This window comes from Pseudenterobacter timonensis (genome assembly GCF_900021175.1).
Lineage (GTDB): Bacteria > Pseudomonadota > Gammaproteobacteria > Enterobacterales > Enterobacteriaceae > Enterobacter > Enterobacter timonensis.
In genome coordinates this window covers 593,443-611,871 of the sequence record NZ_FCOP01000013.1, presented here as the reverse complement: position 1 = coordinate 611,871, position 18,429 = coordinate 593,443, and the positions used below count along the sequence as shown (strand labels likewise).

Genomic DNA, 18,429 nt, shown 5'->3' with positions numbered 1-18,429 from the left:
GCGCTGTTATTCTCTCATTTTACCCCAATAATTTCCCGCCTAAAAAATAGAAACAAAAAAACCAACCGCGAGGTTGGTTTTTTTATGGGATAGTTTTGGTCGGCACGAGAGGATTTGAACCTCCGACCCCCGACACCCCATGACGGTGCGCTACCAGGCTGCGCTACGTGCCGACGCATGGACAGTAATACTACTCGTTTCCCGATTGAATGCAATAGCTGCACGCGCTAACTGATTAATAATAAATCAGTTAGCGATAAAGCGCTTCTCGTCGGTCAACACCTGCAGCAGCAGGCTGAGCTGGGTTTTCGGCTCGCTCAGCTTTTCACCCTGCTTATCATAAGACTCATAGCTCCCGTTGCTGTTCAGCACCAGGGTCATCTCAGGCGTAGTTACCGCCAGCGTGCTGCCGCCCGCCGCCGTCACCCACTCGTGGCGACGCGTGGCGCTGAAGAGATCCTGCCCCTGGGAATACTCGTTCGCCGGGGTGCTGACGTGCAGCAGACGCTGCATCAGGGTGGTCATAATATCTTTATGATCGGTCAGAGTGCCGATGCGCTGCGCGGGCGTGCCCGGCCAGTGAATAATCAGCGGCACGTGCAGGTTAGGGCGCGACCAGTCCATAGTTTCCTTTTCGGCGCCCAACGGTACGCCGTGTCCGGCGGTAATAATCACGACCGTGTTGTCGAGCTTGCCCGCTTCGCGCAGGGCGTTAAGCACCCGGGTAATCTGCTCATCCACGCGGCCTGCGGCCTGCGCATAGCGGCGGGTAAAGCCTTTTTGCTGGCTGTCATCGAGATTAGTGCCGTTGAGGGCCACCCACGAGAACCAGCGGTTATCTTCCTGGGTATAGCGGTTAAGCCAGTTGATCCACTGGTTCGCCGTCTGTTCGTCGCTCTGGCTTTTCGCCGCAGGCAGGGAGAAGTCAGAGAGCAGCGCCTGACGGTAGAGCGGGCTGCTGAAGCCATCGGAGGAGAAGAACCCCAGCTGATAGCCTTGCTGGTTGAGCGCGGTAATCAGCGCCGCCGGAATACGCGCAGAGAGCACGCCATCCATATACCCCGCCGAGATACCATAAAAGAGGCCGAAGATCCCGGCATCGGTGGTGTTACCCGAGCTCATATGCTGGGTAAAGCTGATGTTCTGTTCGGCGAAGGCCGCCAGTTCCGGCATCTGCTTTTCATAACGGGAGTAGTTCAGCCCGTCGACCGTGATCAGCAGGACATTCTGTCCGCGACCCATATCGCGGTAGCGCAGGTCGCTCAGCGGATACTGTACCGATACCGCCTCCGGGTTCCCTTGCTCAACCAGACGGCGCTGGTACTCCTGCGCGTTCAGCAGGCCATGTTTTTCCAGGAAGCGGCGCGCGGTCATCGGATAGGAGAGCGGAAGATTGGCGCGCTGCATAGTAATCGGGCGATAGAAATTGGCGTCCGCCCAGATATACATCAGATGTGAGCCGATAAAGGCGATGAAAAAGAGCGCGGCCACAGGCCTGGCGTAGTGGCGTCGGCGGGTCAGGCTGCGCAGCTTTTGCCAGCTCCAGGTGGCGAAGAGCATCTCAATCAGCAAAATCACCGGCACGCTGATAAACATCAGCTGCCAGTCGCGTGCCGCCTCGTTCTGGTCAGGGTTAATCACCAGTTCCCAGACGATGGGGTTGAGATGCAGGTGGAAACGGGTAAAGACTTCGCTGTCGATTAGCAGTAGCGTCATACCGGCCGTCGCGAGGATGGCGGAGAGGAAACGCATCAGCCGTTGCGACATGACGACAAAGGTCAATGGAAAGAGGATCAGCAGATAGGTGGCGAACACCACGAAGCTGAAATGCCCGATGACGCTCATCCAGGAGAAGATCCGCCCGGTCAGCGTCGTCGGCCAGTCGGCCACCAACAGATAGCGACTGCCCAGCACTATGGCCAACAGGATGTTGAACAGGGCAAACCAGTGCCCCCAGCTTACCATCTGGGAGACTTTTTCGCGGTAGCGCTGACGATTCGTCACCATAAACTGTCGTTTTTTTCCCTTAATGCGCCTGGTCGTTGCTGACGGAGGACTGCAGAGCCTGGGCGAACGATTTGGCGATCGCCTGACGCTGCGCCGGAGCCACGCTGGAGTTAATCAGGTTAGTGACCATATTTCCCAGCACAATCAGGGAAAGATCGGTCGGCGCCTTGTGTTTTTCCAGAACATTAGCCAGTTCGGTCAGCAGTTGTTCAACGTGTTCATCACTGTATCGGGAGAGTTGTGGCATAAATCAACATCAGTTCGTTATTGAAAGGGCAACATATTACCGTAGCAGGAGCTTTTTTTCCCTCTTTTTATCTTCGGTTGCACACATGCGTGCGTGATGGTTGAATACCGCCCGGTCTAACAGGAGAGTTTATCATGAGTCTGGATATCAACCAGATTGCCCTGCACCAGCTTATCAAGCGTGATGAGCAAACCCTTGAGCTGGTGCTGCGCGATTCGTTACTTGAACCTACCCCTACCGTTGTGGAGATGGTGGCGGAGCTGCACCGCGTCTATAGCGCCAAAAATAAAGCCTACGGCATGTTCAACGAAGAGAGTGAACTGGCGCAAAGCCTGCATCTTCAGCGACAGGGCGACGAAGATTTTCTGGCGTTCAGCCGGGCGGCGACCGGACGTCTGCGTGACGAGCTGGCGAAATACCCCTTTGCCGACGGCGGGATCGTCCTTTTCTGCCACTACCGCTACCTGGCGGTGGAGTACCTGCTGGTGACCGTGCTGAACAATTTAAGCAGCATGCGCGTGAACGAACAGCTGGATATCAGCTCTACTCACTATCTCGATATCAATCATGCTGATATCGTGGCGCGTATCGATCTGACGGAATGGGAAACCAACCCGGAATCGAGCCGCTATCTCACTTTCCTTAAGGGGCGGGTAGGGCGCAAGGTGGCCGATTTCTTTATGGATTTCCTCGGTGCCAGCGAAGGGCTGAATGCCAAAGCGCAGAACAAAGGTCTGCTGCAGGCGGTGGATGATTTCACCGCTGAGGCGCAGCTGGATAAAGCGGAGCGCCAGAACGTGCGCCAGCAGGTCTACTCCTACTGCAACGAACAGCTGCAGGCGGGGGAGGAGATTGAGCTGGAGTCGCTGTCTAAAGAGCTGGCCGGGGTCAGCGAAGTGAGCTTCCAGGAATTTACCGCTGAAAAAGGCTATGAGCTGGAGGAGAGTTTCCCGGCGGATCGTAGCACCCTGCGCCAGTTAACCAAATTTGCCGGCAGCGGCGGCGGATTAACCATTAATTTTGACGCCATGCTGCTGGGCGAGCGCATTTTCTGGGATCCGGCCACCGACACGCTGACTATTAAAGGCACTCCGCCGAACCTGCGCGATCAGCTGCAGCGCCGTACCTCTGGCGGTAAATGACGGCCATAAAAAAACCCCGCGGTGCGGGGTTTTTTCTCAACCTGTTGGCGATTACGCGCGAACGAAGTCGATGTGAGTCAGTTTCGGCTTGAACGCGTGACGCTGTACAGCCTGAACTTTCACTTTTTCTTCTTTGCCGTCAACAACGATGGTCAGAACTTCGCCGTAGAACTCAGCTTTGTCCTGCATGTTCCACACTTTGTCGTGGTCCAGTTCGATGGAGACCGGAGCAGCTTTGCCACCGTAGATGATAGCCGGGAATTTGTTAGCTGCGCGCAGGCGGCGGCTCGCACCCTTACCCTGCTCTTTACGTACTTCTGCGTTGATAGTAAACATTGATTTCTCTCTGTAGATAAATCCTGCTACAGGCGACCCAGCAGCAGGTAAGTGTTCAGCCTCACGGATGTGAGGCGGGCGGCATTTTATACTCAAATCCCCCGTACATCAACGAAAAGTCCCTCAGCCGCGCAATTCATTGGCCCGGCGAAAGCGGCCCTCGTAATCGAAAACCTTTTCCCGCACCTGCCAGAACTGGCCTTTTTTACGCGCCACCACAAAGTCCGGATGGCGCAGCAGCGCCTGCTGATGAAGAATATCGTCCACGCGCAGCCAGCGCAGCGGCACGCCGGGTGTGCGGGTGTGGGGACGGATAAAGAGCTGCTCGAAGGCGGTGCGCTGGGCGGGGGTGTGAACGCGAAAACGTTCGCTGACATCCGCGCCATCCTCGTCGTAGTAGGTGATTTTCAGCCATTCCCCTTTTTCATCCGCGCCGGACTGAAGCTGCATGCCGCTACAGCGCAGCACCAGCGCATCCTTCAGCTTCAGCGCCGCCTTCAGCATATCGTCCGGATCCACCAGCACCGTGTCACATTCGCGACAGCGGCGGGCGGCAATATCATTTTCCGCGTTGCATTGCGGGCAGTTTTTAAAACGGAAGCGGTAGTCGCACTGTTCACGGTGCCCTTCGTCATCCTCAAACCAGCCCTGGCAGCGGCGGCCAAAGTGTTCGATCAGCGTGCCGTCGGCGGTGGTTTTTCCCCAGAAGGTGTTGGCGAAGCCGCAGGCGGGGCAAAAGACTTGCACCGGAACGTTACCGCTCTGGCCCTTCGGTGCGCCCACTTCGGGGGCGTAGAGATCGTGTGGGTTGCCCGCGTAGTCAAGGATCAGGCAGTCGGTTTTACCAGGCGCCAGGCGCAGGCCGCGTCCGACAATCTGCTGATAAAGGCTGACCGACTCGGTCGGGCGCAATATGGCGATCAGATCCACGTGCGGCGCGTCAAAGCCGGTGGTGAGGACCGAGACGTTGACCAGATAGCGAAACTGCTGCGCCTTAAACGCCTCGATCAGCGCGTCGCGCTCCGGCCCCGGCGTTTCGCCGGTGATCAGCGCCGCCTCCTGCGGTGGCAGTAGGCCTGTGATCTCCCGGGCGTGCTCGACGGTGGCGGCGAAAATCATCACCCCTTTGCGGCTCCCGGCAAACTCCACGATCTGGCTGACGATATGCGGGGTGATCCGCCGCTGCTTTTTCAGCTCCAGGTTAAGATCCGCCTCGCTGAACAGACCGTTGCTCTGCGCCTGTAGTCGGCTGAAGTCATACTGCACCACCGGCATATCCAGCCGCTCGGGAGGGGTGAGATAGCCATGCTTAATCATGTAACGCAGCGGCAGCTCGTAGATGCAGTCGCGGAACAGCGCTTTCTCGTCGCCGCGCACCATGCCGTGGTAATGGAACTGATAAATCCACCCTTTGCCGAGGCGAAACGGCGTGGCGGTGAGTCCCAGCAGGCGGATCTGCGGATTCACGCTCTTCAGATGGGTGAGGATCTGCTGATACTGGCTGTCGTTATCGTCGCTGATGCGGTGACATTCGTCGACGATCAGCAGGGAAAATTCATTGCTGAACGAGTCGAGATTACGCGCGACCGACTGAACGCTGCCAAACACCACCTTGCCGTGGCTCTCCTTGCGCTTCAGCCCGGCGGCGAAAATGTCAGCCTCCAGGCCCAGCGCCAGATACTTGGCGTGGTTTTGCGCCACCAGCTCCTTGACGTGCGCCAGCACCAGCACGCGCCCGCGCGCCAGCCGCGCCAGCTCGGCGATCACCAGGCTCTTGCCTGCGCCGGTCGGCAGCACGATGGCGGCGGGTTCCTGATGTTTGCGAAAGTGAGCCAGCGTAGCGTCGACGGCTTCCTGCTGATAGGGGCGGAGTGTAAAAGTCATGGGGGCCTGCTATTCGTTAATCTGCACATAGTATGCCATGAAACTTTTTCCCTTGAGCAGCACAACCAGACCGTTATACTGAGCAGTTCTTGACTGCTTCTTTTTTCGGACCGTTGTCCGGCTCCTGGCACCAGTAAGGCAAATATAATTTCATGCGACTTGATAAGTTTATCGCTCAGCAGCTCGGCGTCAGCCGCGCCATTGCCGGGCGTGAGATCCGCGCCAGCCGCGTTACCGTGGATGGCGATATTGTGAAAGAGAGCGCGTTTAAACTCCAGCCTGAGCATCAGGTGGAGTACGACGGCAATCCGCTCACCCAGCAGAACGGCCCGCGCTACTTTATGCTCAATAAGCCGGAGGGCTATGTCTGCTCCACGGACGATCCCGATCATCCTACCATTCTCTATTTTCTGGACGAGCCGGTGGCGCACAAGCTGCACGCGGCAGGGCGTCTGGATATCGACACCACCGGGCTGGTGCTGATGACCGATGACGGACAATGGTCGCACCGCATCACCTCGCCGCGCCACCACTGTGAAAAAACCTATTACGTCACGCTGGAGTCGCCGGTCAGCGACGACACGGCCACGCAGTTCGCCAAAGGCGTGCAGCTGCATAATGAAAAAGATCTCACTAAACCCGCGGTGCTGGAGGTTGTCACCCCCACCGAGGTGCGACTTACCATCAGCGAGGGGCGCTACCATCAGGTCAAACGGATGTTCGCCGCGGTGGGCAATCGCGTGGTTGGCCTGCACCGTGAACGTATTGGCGCGATTGTGCTTGATCCGGATCTGGCGCCCGGCGAGTACCGTCCGCTGACGGAAGAGGAAATTGCCAGTATCGCCACCCCATCCCGCTAATTTCAGGAGCTCATTGTGACCACCAGGCCACACTCATTCAGTATCGTGTTTATTCTTGGTCTGCTGGCCATGCTGATGCCGCTGTCGATCGATATGTACCTGCCCGCGCTGCCGGTCATCTCCGAACAGTTTGGCGTTCCGGCGGGCAGCGCGCAGATGACGCTGAGCACCTATATCCTTGGCTTTGCGCTGGGCCAGTTGCTCTACGGCCCAATGGCGGACAGCCTGGGTCGCAAGCCGGTGATCCTCGGTGGGACGCTGGTGTTTGCCGCGGCGGCGGTGGCCTGCGCGCTATCACAGAGCGTCGATTATCTGATTGTAATGCGCTTTTTCCATGGTCTGGCCGCGGCTGCGGCGAGCGTAGTGATCAATGCCCTGATGCGCGATATCTACCCGAAAGATGAGTTCTCCCGCATGATGTCCTTCGTCATGCTGGTGACGACCATCGCGCCGCTGGTGGCGCCGATGGTGGGCGGGGCGGTGCTGGTCTGGTTTAGCTGGCACGCAATTTTCTGGATCCTGGCGTTGGCGGCGCTGCTGGCGTGTGTCATGATCTTCTTCTTTATTGATGAAACCCTGCCGGCTGAGCGTCGGCAAAAGTTTCATATTCGCACCACCCTCGCCAACTTTGCCTCGCTGTTTCGCCATAAGCGGGTGCTGAGCTACATGCTGGCGAGCGGCTTTAGCTTTGCCGGAATGTTCTCCTTTTTGAGCGCCGGGCCGTTTGTTTACATTGAGCTGAACCATGTCTTACCGCAACATTTCGGCTATTACTTCGCGCTGAACATTGTCTTTCTCTTCATTATGACCATGATCAACAGCCGCTTCGTTCGCCGTATCGGCGCGCTGAACATGTTCCGTGGAGGGCTGTGGATCCAGTTTGCGGTGGCGCTCTGGCTGGTCGTGAGCGCTTTCCTGGGGCTCGGCTTCTGGTCAATGGTGGTGGGCATCGCCGCTTTCGTCGGCTGCGTGGCGATGGTTTCGTCTAACGCCATGGCGGTGATCCTGGATGAATTTCCTCATATGGCGGGCACCGCCTCGTCGCTGGCGGGGACCTTCCGTTTCGGCATTGGTGCGATTGTCGGCGCGCTGTTATCGCTGGCAACCTTCAATACCGCCTGGCCCATGATCTGGTCCATCGCGTTCTGCGCCACCAGTTCCATTCTCTTATGCCTCTATGCCAGCCGACGGCGAAAAACGGTGATTTAACAATCAGAAAGGGGCCGCGAAGGGCCCCTTTTTTGATGCATATCAACCGAAACTCGTTTCGTTTACCCGGTGTTTGTTTCTTTTATGTAAAATCTATTTGTGTAAAAAGTCACATCATTGTAGTTAAAAAGGTTGAGTTAGATCGCAGAAACGGGTACATATAGCGCCGACGCCTGGCTGCCCCCCGCCGTAAAAAAGTCTGATAAATAAGAGGCTAAGTCCCGCTACACAAGGCTGTAAACGGTTTGTGATGAAAAAAAAGGCAGGCTGGCGCCAGTGTGTTAATATAAATGTAAATGAATTGTGAAGTATATTTTGCTTCCGGGGAAAGAACGTGAATACATTACAGCTCTCCATTGTCCATCGCCTGCCGCAGTGCTACCGCTGGTCTGCAGGATTTGCAGGTTCAAAAGTTGAACCGATTCCGCAGAACGGAAACAGCGGTGAAAACAGCCTTATCGCCCTGAAGCTGCTCAGCCCGGACGACGATAACGCATGGCCCGTGATGGAGCGTCTGAGCCAGGCGCTAAGCGATATCGAAGTCGACAGCTCCGTACTGGAGTGCGAAGGCGAGCCTTGCCTGTTTGTGAACAGCCAGGACGAGTTCGCCGCCACCTGTCGTCTGAAAAATTTCGGCGTGGCGATCGCTGAACCCTTCTCCGGTCAATACCCTTTCTGAGCGTCAGCTTAACGCTAAAAGCTGACGCGTATAGGCATGCTCAGGCGCGGTAAAGACGCGCTGGCCTTCGCCCTGCTCGACAATCTCCCCCTGACGCAGCACCATCACCTGATGACACAACGTGCGCACCACCTGTAAATCGTGGCTGATAAAGATATAGGCCAGCCGGTACTTTTCCTGTAACGCCTTGAGCAGCGCGAGTATCTGCGCCTGTACGGTTCTGTCCAGCGACGAGGTGGGCTCATCCAGCACGATCAGCTCCGGGCGGAGGATCAGGGCGCGGGCGATGGCGATGCGCTGGCGCTGCCCGCCGGAAAAGGCGGCCGGATAGCGCTGACGGCTCTCGGGATCAAGCCCCACCTCCTGCATTACCCGTATCACCTCTGCCTCACGTTCGGCGGCGCTCAGCGCGGGACGATGCACCCGCAGCCCCTCCTCAATAATTTGCAGGACATTCAGGCGCGGATTAAGCGAAGAGTTAGGATCCTGGAACACCACCTGCATCCGGTGGCGCATCGGCAGCAGCTCGCGGCGGTTCATCGCGTGCAGCGGTTTGCCGTCAAAGAGAATCGATCCCTCCGAGGCGATCAGCCGCAGCAGCGCCAGCCCGGTGGTGCTTTTGCCGGAACCGGATTCTCCCACCAGCCCCAGCGTTTCCCCCGGCCGCAGGGAGAAGCCGATCTGCTTCACCACCTGATGACGATCCACCACGCGGCGCAGCACGCCCCGGCGCACGGGGAAGGCGACGGAGAGTTTATCGACCCGCAGCAGCGGCTCGCTGCCAGGGGGAAGCGGTACCGGATCCCCTGACGGCTCGCTCGCCAGCAGCTGCCGGGTATAGGGGTGCGCCGGCGCGCTGAGCAGCGCGTCAGCGCGGTTCTGCTCCACGCAGCGGCCGTTCTGCATGACCGCCACGCTGTCCGCCAGCTTTCGCACAATGCTGAGGTTATGGGTGATAAAGAGCAGGCTCATATTCAGCTCGTTGCGCAGCTCCCGCAGCAGCTGCAGGATCTGCGCCTGTACGCTGACGTCCAGCGCCGTGGTGGGCTCATCGGCGATCAGCAGCTCCGGGCGGGTGAGAAGGGCCATCGCAATCATCACCCGCTGGCGTTCGCCGCCGGAGAGCTGGTGGGGAAAATCCCCCAGCCGTTTAGCCGCATGGCGGATACCGGTGCGTTCAAGGCAGTCGAGGATCTCCCCGCGCGCCGCTTCCCGGCGCATTCCCCGGTGCAGAGAGAGCACTTCATAGAGCTGTTTTTCCAGGGTATGCAGCGGATTCAGGGAGACCATCGGCTCCTGAAAAATCATCGCAATTTTATTGCCCCGCACTCCACGCAGCGTGCGTTCATCGGCATGCAGCAGCGACTGGCCGTGATAAAAGATATCCCCCTGCGGATAGCTCACCGGCGGAGAGGGGAGCAGGCGCAGCACCGAGAGCGCAGAGACGCTTTTACCGGAGCCCGACTCTCCCACCAGCGCCAGGGTTTCGCCGGGATGTACGCGCAGCGACAGGTCATGCACCACGGTGCGCTTCTCCCCCTGCTGGCTAAAGGCGATGGACAAGTTTTCAATGCTCAGAAGTGGCTGCGTCATCTTATACCGCCTTGCTGGGGTCGAAGGCATCGCGTACCGCTTCGCCAATAAAGATCAACAGCGAGAGCAGCACGGCAACCGACATAAAAGCAGCGATCCCAAGCCAGGGCGCCTGCAGGTTATTTTTACCCTGCAGCAGCAGCTCACCCAGCGAAGGGGAACCGAGCGGCAGGCCAAAGCCGAGAAAATCGAGCGAGGTGAGGGTGGTAATGGAGCTGCACAAAATAAAGGGCAGGAAGGTGAGCGTCGCCACCACCGCGTTAGGCAACATATGGCGGAAGATGATGCTGCGATCGCTCACCCCCAGCGCATGGGCCGCGCGGATATAATCAAAATTACGGGTGCGCAGAAATTCAGCCCGCACCACGCCCACCAGCGTCATCCAGCCAAAAAGCACGGTGATCCCCAGCAGCCACCAGAAGCCAGGCTGGATGACGCTGGAGAGCAGAATGATTAAAAAGAGGGTCGGCATACCGGACCAGACCTCGATAAAGCGCTGCCCCCAGAGGTCGATCCGCCCGCCGTAGTAGCCCTGTATCGCCCCGGCCACCACCCCCATCACGCTTGAAAAGAGGGTGAGCAGCAGCCCAAAGAGCAGCGAGATCCGCGTACCGTAGAGAATACGCGCCAGTACGTCACCGCCGTTGGCGTCGGTCCCCAGCCAGTTCTGCGCCGAAGGGGGCGAGGGAAACGGGGTGGCGGTGGCAAAGTTGATGCTGTTGGCGCCAAAGCGAACGGGCGCCCATAGCGCCCAGCCGTGGTTATCTATCTGCTGGCGAAGCCACGGGTCCTGATAGTCGGCTGGAGTCGCAAAAGGGCCGCCAAAGTCGCTTTCGCTGTAGTTCACCGCGACCGGAAAATACCAGCGGTCGTTAAAGTGCACCAGCAGGGGGCGGTCGTTGGCGATCAGTTCCGAGCAGAGGCTGAGCGCAAACAGGACGGCAAAAATCCAAAGCGACCAGTAGCCGCGGCGGTTATGGCAGAAACGTGCCCAGCGGGCCTGGTTGACGGGGCTTAAAGGCATGGTTAGCGGCCCTCAAAATCGATGCGCGGATCGACCAGCGTGTAGCTGATATCACTGACGATATTCAGCAGCAGGCCAATCAGGGTGAAGATATAGAGGGTGCCGAACATCACCGGGTAGTCCCGGGAGACGGTTGCCTCGTAGCCAAGCAGTCCCAGCCCGTTAAGGGAAAACATCACCTCGATCAGCAGCGAGCCGGTAAAAAACATGCTAATAAAGGTGGCCGGAAAGCCGGCGATCACCAGCAGCATGGCGTTGCGAAAGACGTGACGCCACATGATACGCTTCTCGCTGACTCCTTTTGCCCGCGCCGTCACCACGTACTGCTTGCGGATTTCGTCAAGAAAGGCGTTTTTCGTCAGCATGGTCAGCGCGGCAAAGCCGCCAATCACCGTCGCCAGCACCGGCAGGGTGATATGCCAGAGATAGTCGGTAATTTTCTGATACCAGGGCAGGTCGCTGAAATCAGCGGAGACCAGGCCGCGCAGCGGGAAGAGATCGAAATAGCTGCCGCCGGCGAAAAAGACAATCAGCAGCACCGCGAAAAGGAAGGCCGGGATGGCGTAGCCGATGATAATCAGCGTGCTGCTCCAGATATCGAACCGGCTGCCGTTGTAAACCGCCTTGCGGATGCCGAGCGGAATCGACACCAGGTAGATGATCAGCGTTCCCCACAGCCCGAGGGTGGCGGAGACGGGCAGGCTCTCTTTAATAAGCTGAAGCACCGAGGCGCTGCGAAACAGGCTATCGCCAAAGTCAAAGCGCAGGTAGTTCCACAGCATGGTGAAATAGCGCTCATGGAGCGGCTTATCAAAGCCGTAGCGGCGGGTGATCTCGGCGATCACCTCCGGATCCAGCCCGCGTCCGCCGCGATAGTGACTTTCGCTGATGTTCCCTGTGCCGGTATGGGCGTGGGTGGCGCGCAGCCCTTCGCCGCCGCCGCCGGGCAGGCTGCCGCTGTCGCCAAACTCAATGGCGGCAATCGCCTGGTCAACCGGCCCGCCCGGGGCGATCTGCACAATAAAAAAGTTGAGGGTAATAATCGCCCACAGGGTGGGGATAATCAGCAGCAAACGTCGAATCAGATAAGCGCCCATCGATATTCCTTAGCGTTGCCCGGCGGGCAGCCTGGCGGCTTTCCTGGCATCATACCACCAGGTGTCAAAACCCAGGGAGTAGATGGGACGGACGGCGGGCCGGGAAAATTTATCCCAGCGGGCCACCCGATCCTCGCCCATATACCACATCGGCAGCATGTAGTAGTTCCATGTCAGGACGCGATCCAGCGCCCGTCCCAGCGGCAGCAACGCCGCCTCATCCCCCTGCGCGGCGGTGATTTTGGCAATCAGCGCGTCGATAACCGGGCTTTGTACGCCCGGCGCGTTGTAGGAGGAGTTGATATATTCCGAGGCCCAGGAGATGCTCAGGTCGCTGCTCGGCCACGGCTGCGCCTGCCACAGACGCGGCATCATGTCGTAATCGCGGCTGCGCATCCGGTTGGTAAGCTGCGAGCGGTCCACCTGGCGGATGGACATACGAATGCCCAGGCGCGCCAGGTTGTGCTGGAAGGGGAGCACCCACTGGTTATTACTGCCGGAGGAGAGCAGCAGCTCGAAGCTGAGCGGCTTGCCTGTTTTGGCGTTGACGCGCCGCTGGTTTTTAATCACCCAGCCCGCGCTATCGAGCAGCCGGCTCGCCGCGAGCAGATTAGCCCGGTCAAAGCCATCGCCCGCCGAGGCGGGAGCCCTGAACGGCGTGGTAAAGATCTCCGGCGGCAGTTCTGCCCTGAACGGTTCGAGTAGCGCCAGCTCGGCGCTATCGGGCTTGCCGCGCGCCGCATAGTCGGTATTCTGAAAATAGCTGCTGGCGCGGCTGTAGGCGCCGTAGAAGAGCGCCTTGTTCATCCATTCAAAATCAAAGGCCAGGGTAATCGCCTGCCGCACCCGTCTGTCGGCGAAGACCGGACGCTGAATGTTAAAGGCCAGCCAGCGGGTATCCTGCGCCGATTCGTTTTTCGGCTCCTCTTTAAGGATATAGCCGCGGTTAAAATTTTTGCCCACGTAGCGGGTCGCCCAGTTTTTGGCATCCCCCTCCTGGCGCAGATCGAACGCCCCCGCCTTGAAGGCTTCGAAAGCGACATTATCGTCGAGATAGTAGTCATAGCGCAGGGTGTCAAAATTCCAGCGCCCGCGGTTGACCGGCAGATTTGCCGCCCAGTAATTTTTTACGCGGGAGTAGATGACATACTGCCCCATTTTCCAGCTGGTGATGCGATAGGGGCCTCCCGCCAGCGGCGGCGTGGCGAGCGGATCGCTGAGCTTATGGTGCGCCCAGAACGAGGCGGGCATCACCGGCAGCGTAAAGAGGCTGAGCATATTCTCTTTGTTCGGCTCGGCGAGGGTAATACGCACGGTCAGGGGGGCGACAGCCGTCACCGTTGCTCCCTTATAGACGAGGCGGAACTGGGGCACCCCTTCGGTCATAAACTTATGGAAGGTAAAAGCGACGTCGCGGGCGGTGACGGGGCTGCCGTCATGAAAGCGCGCCTGCGGATTAAGGGTTATCTCCGCCCAGGAGAAATCGTCCGCATAGCGCGCCCCGAGCGCAAGCAGCGGATAGTAGCTGCCCGGCTCATCGTCCGAGGTGACATAGAGCGTGTCATAGAGCGATTCGGTACGCGCCGCCGCCACGCCGCGCAGGGCGTAGCGGTTAAAGTTATCGAAGGTGCCGGTGGCGGAGAGGGTGATATTGCCCCCTTTCGGCGCCGCCGGGTTTACATAGTCGAAATGGCTGAAGCTGGCGGGGTACTTCGGCTCGCCCAGCACGGCGAACGCGTACCCTTGCCGAAGGTTTTGCGCCTGCAGGGGCAGAGCAGAGAAGGCCAGCAGCAGGCAGATGAAGCGCAGCAGCGCGCAGAGGCGATAATTCACCGCGCCGCTCCGGAGGCAGAGTGGATAGTCGGGCGCCACTGGATGAACTCATCCAGCGGCAGAGGGCGGCTTATCCAGTAGCCCTGGAGGAAGTTTACCCCATGCTCCCGCAGCCATGCCGCCTGTTCGGGCGTCTCGACCCCCTCCGCGACGGTAGACATATTCAGCCGGCTCGCCAGGGTCAGCACCGCGTCCAGCACCGGGGAGGTCACCGTTTCGGTGCCGATGGCGTTAACAAAGCCGCGATCGATTTTCAGATAGTCCATCGTGAAATGTTCCAGATAAATCAGCGCGCTATGGCCGGTGCCGAAGTCGTCAATGGCGATCTCAAACCCTTCCTGGTGCAGCCATTCGAAAAGGGAACTGGCTTCTTGTTCCTTTAACATATTGCGCTCGGTGATCTCCAGCACCAGCTGAAAGTGGTTCGGTGGCAGCGCGGCGTTAAACTTGCGCATATCCTCCTTGAAGCTCGCGGCGTGGAGGTGGCCCGGGGCGATATTAATACCAAATTTGGCGCCCACCGGCAGTACGGTCTGTAGCTGCGGCGCGTCGCGTTCGATCAGGGAGAAGAGATGCCGCGTCAGGGGAACGATCAGCTGTTGCGCTTCCGCAAACTGGATAAAGGCATCCGGGGGGATTTCGCCCGCCACCGGATGACGCCAGCGCATCAGCACCTCCAGCCCGGTCATGCGCAGCGTGGTCGCGTCAACCACAGGCTGATAGACCACATAGAACTGCCCGCGCTTGATGGCGGTGAGGATCTCTTTGGCCGGATTCAGGCGCAGGGCCAGCAGATAGTAGCTGAGCGTACCGGTAACGATGCCGCAGACCAGCCCGAAAAAGATCGCATAGAGCAGCTCCTCAGGGGTCCAGCTTTCCGCGTAGATCTGAATAGTCACCGGAACGCGTTTGAGCGTCGCGGTGCGGGCGACGGGCCGGGGGAGTTGGTCAAGGCTGACCAGCGTGTCGGAGAGGGTGGTAAATGCCCGGTTACCGATAATCACCGCGATCCCTACAAAGCGATCCTGGCGGGCAGTATAGAGCATATAGGGGGTGAGATTGAGGTTTATGGTGGTAAAAACCCCGGCGTTTTTCATGAGCGGGTTTTGATACCAGAGCGCGATCGCCGGCTTTTGCGGCAGCATGGGCGTACCGTCCAGCAGCGCGATCGACAGCGGTTTTGTGATATCCACCTGCGGAAGCAGCTCGCGTATCGGCACATTGATGACGCCGGTCGCAGAGGAGCAAATCGCCATGTAGTCTCTCACCAGCAGAAACGCGCGCACGTTGATGCTAAAAGCCGCCCGGGAGGTGAGTTCTCCGCGCACCTCCTCACAGTTGCTCAGCACCAGCGGCTGCAGAGTGTCGATGGAGGTTTTCAGCTCGGCGAAATAGTCTCCGATATAGACATTCAGGTTATTTATCAGCGTGTCGTAGCGTACTTCCCGCTTGTGGTAGCTCCAGAAGAACTGTAGCGAACCGCAGAGTAGGGCAACGATCAGGCCGGAAAAAAAACAACCGATCGCCATTTTGCGGGGGCTGGTGAAGTAGCGGGTGAACATGAGCTGCATTGTTCCTGGATGACCTTTAGCACAGACGGCTATACCTGTGTAATGACGAGACTATAACCTGGATTACTTTGACTATTAATTATATGTTCGCAAAAAAAAAGCACCGCCGGAGCAGTGCTTTCTTTTATTCTGCTGTCAGCCAAGGGATAACCAACAACAGAATCGATTAACTTCGCGTCAGGACGCGGCGCGCTTCGTTGTAGCGCTTCTTCCAGTAGGGTTCGTTCATACTGGAGATGGTCACACCGCTGCTGGTGGAGGCGTGGACAAACTGGTCGTTGCCAATGTAGATCCCCACGTGTCGCCCGGTAGAGCCTGCGCGGAACAGAACCAGGTCGCCGGTACGCAGCTTGCTGCGAGAGATCGATTTACCCATCTCTTGCTGCTGATAGGTGGAGCGCGGAAGCTCTAAGCCGAACTGCTCGCGAAAGGTCCGCTGAACGAAACCGGAGCAGTCGATCCCGCTCTTGGTGCTGCCGCCCAGGCGATAGCGCACGCCTTTCCAGCTCGCATACTGATCCATGATACGGGACTTCACGTCCAGGTTACGCACCATGTTTTCAAATTCATCCTGAGAGGCTTGCAGTGAAGAGGCATCTTCCATACCCACAACACGCGTCTCAGGATGCACATTTTTGGCGGTATTCGAAGAACTACATGCTGACAACAGAACCGCAACTGCTATCGCCGGGATGCCCCGCAAGATATATCTCAAAATCGGTTGAGATTTGACCATTTTGTTTATTTTCCCTTGAAGTCCTTAACGATAAATATCGTTATGAAAATGCCAAACGTGACGAGACTAATTACCGACGCACTATGAGACAATTCCTGATGCTCAAATCTGTGGGCTAACGCACAAACTTATTCATCTTCGTAATGTTTACCGCCATCAGGTAAAGCGCATCCGAGATTAACCGATTGCTATAGCTATTGCGAGCACTAATAGATGTTTTTTTATAAGAATTTGTGATAGCCAAATGCGGAGCTCAGGAATGGTCAAAAAGGCGTCAATTCTGGTGATAATTCGCGCAATCTGTTCATTTTGAAAAGGATTATTATGACAGCGGTATGACAGGGGCGGGCAGGCGCGCGAAAAAAATTCAGGGATCGAAAACGATCCCTGATGAATGATGTGAATAAGAGTTAATTATTTGTTTTGTATTTGTTGTGGCGTTTGGGTAAATAACGGTCAAAAAGGGTAATTAACCGATCGCTTAACGGTGTTAATAAAATCCACGGCATGCCAATCAATACCGCCGTGAATGAACCGACCGCGATATCGGAAAGCCAGTGCGCGCCAATCATCACGCGCGGGAAAGCAAAAACCACAAAAATAATAAGGGAAACTGCAAACGCCCGGCGGCCAAAATAGCGCAACATAATCGTGGTAAAAATAAGCAGCATCATGCCGTGATCGCCCGGAAAACTGTCTTTCGAGGCATCCTTGGTGGGAATATGCAGCAGTTCACTGACGCGGTAAATATTGCTGAAAAAGAGCGTGGGGCTGGCGCGTTTTACCGGCATTAACCCCTGGGCCAGCTGGTTAACGACCACGGCGGCGAGCAGCATCACCAGGCCGATAATCAGGATGCGCCGACGTCCCGGCGCCGCTTCCCTGCGCCAGAACCAGTACATCAGCGAGCCCATCGCCAGCAGGGAACAGCCGTCAAAAGCGCGGTTGTTGGTAATCGCGACCAGCCACAGAAACGTCTGGCTTTTGACCAGTGCCTGATTAAAAAAGTGAAAGACCCCGGAATCCAGCGGGAACCAGAAACCGTGATTCACCGGTAAATACCAGGAGAGGAACAGGGCCACGCCAGCCGCGTTCAACAGTAAAATCAAAGGGAGTCGTTTCGTCATCATCTTCGCGTCAATAAGAAAGCTGTGGGCAACGTTAGTCGCCCAAAGTTAAACGAAGCTTCAACAGGTTTGCCTGTAACAGGTTCCAGTCCGTATTCACCGCACTAATTAACTCAATACGGCTGTCCGGCGGGGCGACGTTTTGCGTTTCGATGAAGAAATCTTCCCCTTTGCGGTTAATACGCACCAGTCCGTCAGGCGTGCGCATCACCCCTTTAACCCGCTCCACCGGCGCGAGCCGCGCCCACTCCAGAATGCCAATCGTGTCAAAACAGGTGTCGGCGTCAAAAATCCAGCCGCAGGCCTGGTGGCCCTGGCCGCTGTTGAGGCTGCGACGCCAGCGCTGATGCGACGGCAGGCTTAGCGCCGCCAGCCCTTTTTTCACCGCATGATGGTGAGCGTGCTCGTCGCTGGCGGGCAGCTCAGCGGTATTGGTGCGCGGCAGGTCAAGCAGAGCCTGGTCGATGTTGCCCTGAGTGGCGTAAACGCGCTGGCGATCGCCGCCAAAATTCTGCCACCATAGCTCAAACGCCTCGTGGCTTTCGGTGCTGGCGCGATCCTCTTTATTCGCCACAATGACGTCGGCGGCGGCCAGCTGATCGCGGAAATTCTCGTTTTGCACCGCTTTCTCATCCAGCAGCTGGCGCGGGTCGAGCACACAAAGCGTCGCGCGCAGGTCGATCCACGGTTCATACACCGGCGAGGTAAGCAGGTCGAGGATCTGTTTGGGGTGACCAAGGCCGGTAGGTTCAATCAACAGGCGATCCGGTTTGTGCTGGCGCAGCAGGGTATTCAGCCCCACCTGCATCGGCAAACCATTCACACAGCACATGCATCCGCCGGGAATTTCCTTCACCATCGCGCCATTATCCGCCAGCAGCGCGCCGTCAATGCCGACCTCGCCGAACTCATTGACCAGCACGGCCCACTTTTCCGCCGGATCCTTATGCGCCAGCAGATGGAGGATAGATGTCGTTTTGCCGCTACCGAGAAATCCTGTAATCAGGTTAGTTTTGGTCACGTTAGCTCCAGGATGAATTATGTGAGGCTCATACAATTAGCCGTAATCCTGGGGAAAAACAAC

The 18,429-nt window shown here is 57.7% G+C and carries 16 protein-coding genes and 1 tRNA gene; 4 read left to right on the top strand and 13 right to left on the bottom strand.

The features are described 5' to 3' along the window. Positions 1-96: 96 nt before the first annotated feature. From BN3796_RS18255 to BN3796_RS18245, 3 genes are all read right to left on the bottom strand, one after another. A tRNA-Pro gene (locus tag BN3796_RS18255) sits at positions 97-173 on the bottom strand. A gap of 73 nt (positions 174-246) precedes the next feature. Beyond that, entirely contained in the window at positions 247-2,007 is a 1,761-nt protein-coding gene (gene yejM / locus BN3796_RS18250; RefSeq protein ID WP_061709767.1) for an LPS biosynthesis-modulating metalloenzyme YejM, read from the bottom strand. 19 nt (positions 2,008-2,026) lie between these two features. Further along, positions 2,027-2,254 (bottom strand): YejL family protein, encoded by a 228-nt coding sequence (locus BN3796_RS18245; RefSeq protein ID WP_061709766.1) that lies wholly within the window; start codon positions 2,252-2,254, stop codon positions 2,027-2,029. Between the two features lie 134 nt (positions 2,255-2,388). On the opposite strand from BN3796_RS18245, the gene yejK reads away from it, so the two are divergent. Next, a complete protein-coding gene (gene yejK / locus BN3796_RS18240; RefSeq protein WP_061709765.1) occupies positions 2,389-3,396 on the top strand; it encodes a nucleoid-associated protein YejK in 1,008 nt (335 codons plus the stop codon). A gap of 51 nt (positions 3,397-3,447) precedes the next feature. Here yejK and rplY read toward each other — a convergent pair whose 3' ends face one another. Together rplY and BN3796_RS18230 are read right to left on the bottom strand one after the other, a co-directional pair. Then, the gene (rplY, locus tag BN3796_RS18235; RefSeq protein WP_061709764.1) at positions 3,448-3,732 is read right to left on the bottom strand and encodes a 50S ribosomal protein L25; all 285 of its coding nucleotides are present in this window, start codon (positions 3,730-3,732) and stop codon (positions 3,448-3,450) included. 123 nt (positions 3,733-3,855) lie between these two features. After that, positions 3,856-5,616 carry a DEAD/DEAH box helicase gene (locus tag BN3796_RS18230; RefSeq protein ID WP_061709763.1) on the bottom strand — a complete coding sequence of 587 codons (1,761 nt, stop codon included), beginning with the start codon at positions 5,614-5,616 and terminating at the stop codon, positions 3,856-3,858. Between the two features lie 152 nt (positions 5,617-5,768). Here BN3796_RS18230 and rsuA point away from each other — a divergent pair, with 152 nt between their 5' ends. From rsuA to BN3796_RS18215, 3 genes are all read left to right on the top strand, one after another. After that, positions 5,769-6,476: a 16S rRNA pseudouridine(516) synthase RsuA gene (gene rsuA, locus BN3796_RS18225; protein WP_061709762.1), complete on the top strand. Its 708-nt coding sequence runs from the start codon at positions 5,769-5,771 to the stop codon at positions 6,474-6,476. A gap of 15 nt (positions 6,477-6,491) precedes the next feature. Continuing rightward, the gene (locus BN3796_RS18220) at positions 6,492-7,685 is read left to right on the top strand and encodes a Bcr/CflA family multidrug efflux MFS transporter (protein ID WP_061709761.1); all 1,194 of its coding nucleotides are present in this window, start codon (positions 6,492-6,494) and stop codon (positions 7,683-7,685) included. 334 nt (positions 7,686-8,019) lie between these two features. Continuing rightward, complete coding sequence (locus tag BN3796_RS18215; RefSeq protein ID WP_061709760.1) at positions 8,020-8,364, top strand: YejG family protein; 345 nt, start codon at positions 8,020-8,022, stop codon at positions 8,362-8,364. Between the two features lie 3 nt (positions 8,365-8,367). Here BN3796_RS18215 and yejF read toward each other — a convergent pair whose 3' ends face one another. The 8 genes from yejF to BN3796_RS18175 form a co-directional block, all read right to left on the bottom strand. Continuing rightward, complete coding sequence (gene yejF / locus BN3796_RS18210; protein WP_061709759.1) at positions 8,368-9,957, bottom strand: microcin C ABC transporter ATP-binding protein YejF; 1,590 nt, start codon at positions 9,955-9,957, stop codon at positions 8,368-8,370. Between the two features lies 1 nt (position 9,958). Then, positions 9,959-10,981 (bottom strand): ABC transporter permease, encoded by a 1,023-nt coding sequence (locus tag BN3796_RS18205; RefSeq protein ID WP_061709758.1) that lies wholly within the window; start codon positions 10,979-10,981, stop codon positions 9,959-9,961. A gap of 2 nt (positions 10,982-10,983) precedes the next feature. Further along, complete coding sequence (locus tag BN3796_RS18200; protein WP_061709757.1) at positions 10,984-12,078, bottom strand: microcin C ABC transporter permease YejB; 1,095 nt, start codon at positions 12,076-12,078, stop codon at positions 10,984-10,986. Between the two features lie 9 nt (positions 12,079-12,087). Further along, positions 12,088-13,878: an extracellular solute-binding protein gene (locus BN3796_RS18195; RefSeq protein WP_407681213.1), complete on the bottom strand. Its 1,791-nt coding sequence runs from the start codon at positions 13,876-13,878 to the stop codon at positions 12,088-12,090. Positions 13,879-13,907: 29 nt separating this feature from the next. After that, the gene (locus BN3796_RS18190) at positions 13,908-15,473 is read right to left on the bottom strand and encodes a cyclic di-GMP phosphodiesterase (RefSeq protein WP_061710060.1); all 1,566 of its coding nucleotides are present in this window, start codon (positions 15,471-15,473) and stop codon (positions 13,908-13,910) included. Positions 15,474-15,648: 175 nt separating this feature from the next. Continuing rightward, complete coding sequence (mepS, locus tag BN3796_RS18185; RefSeq protein WP_061709756.1) at positions 15,649-16,218, bottom strand: bifunctional murein DD-endopeptidase/murein LD-carboxypeptidase; 570 nt, start codon at positions 16,216-16,218, stop codon at positions 15,649-15,651. Between the two features lie 410 nt (positions 16,219-16,628). After that, entirely contained in the window at positions 16,629-17,345 is a 717-nt protein-coding gene (locus tag BN3796_RS18180; protein WP_061710059.1) for a phosphatase PAP2 family protein, read from the bottom strand. Positions 17,346-17,379: 34 nt separating this feature from the next. Continuing rightward, positions 17,380-18,366, bottom strand: a complete 987-nt coding sequence (locus tag BN3796_RS18175; protein WP_061709755.1) for a CobW family GTP-binding protein — start codon at positions 18,364-18,366, stop codon at positions 17,380-17,382. Positions 18,367-18,429: the final 63 nt, after the last annotated feature.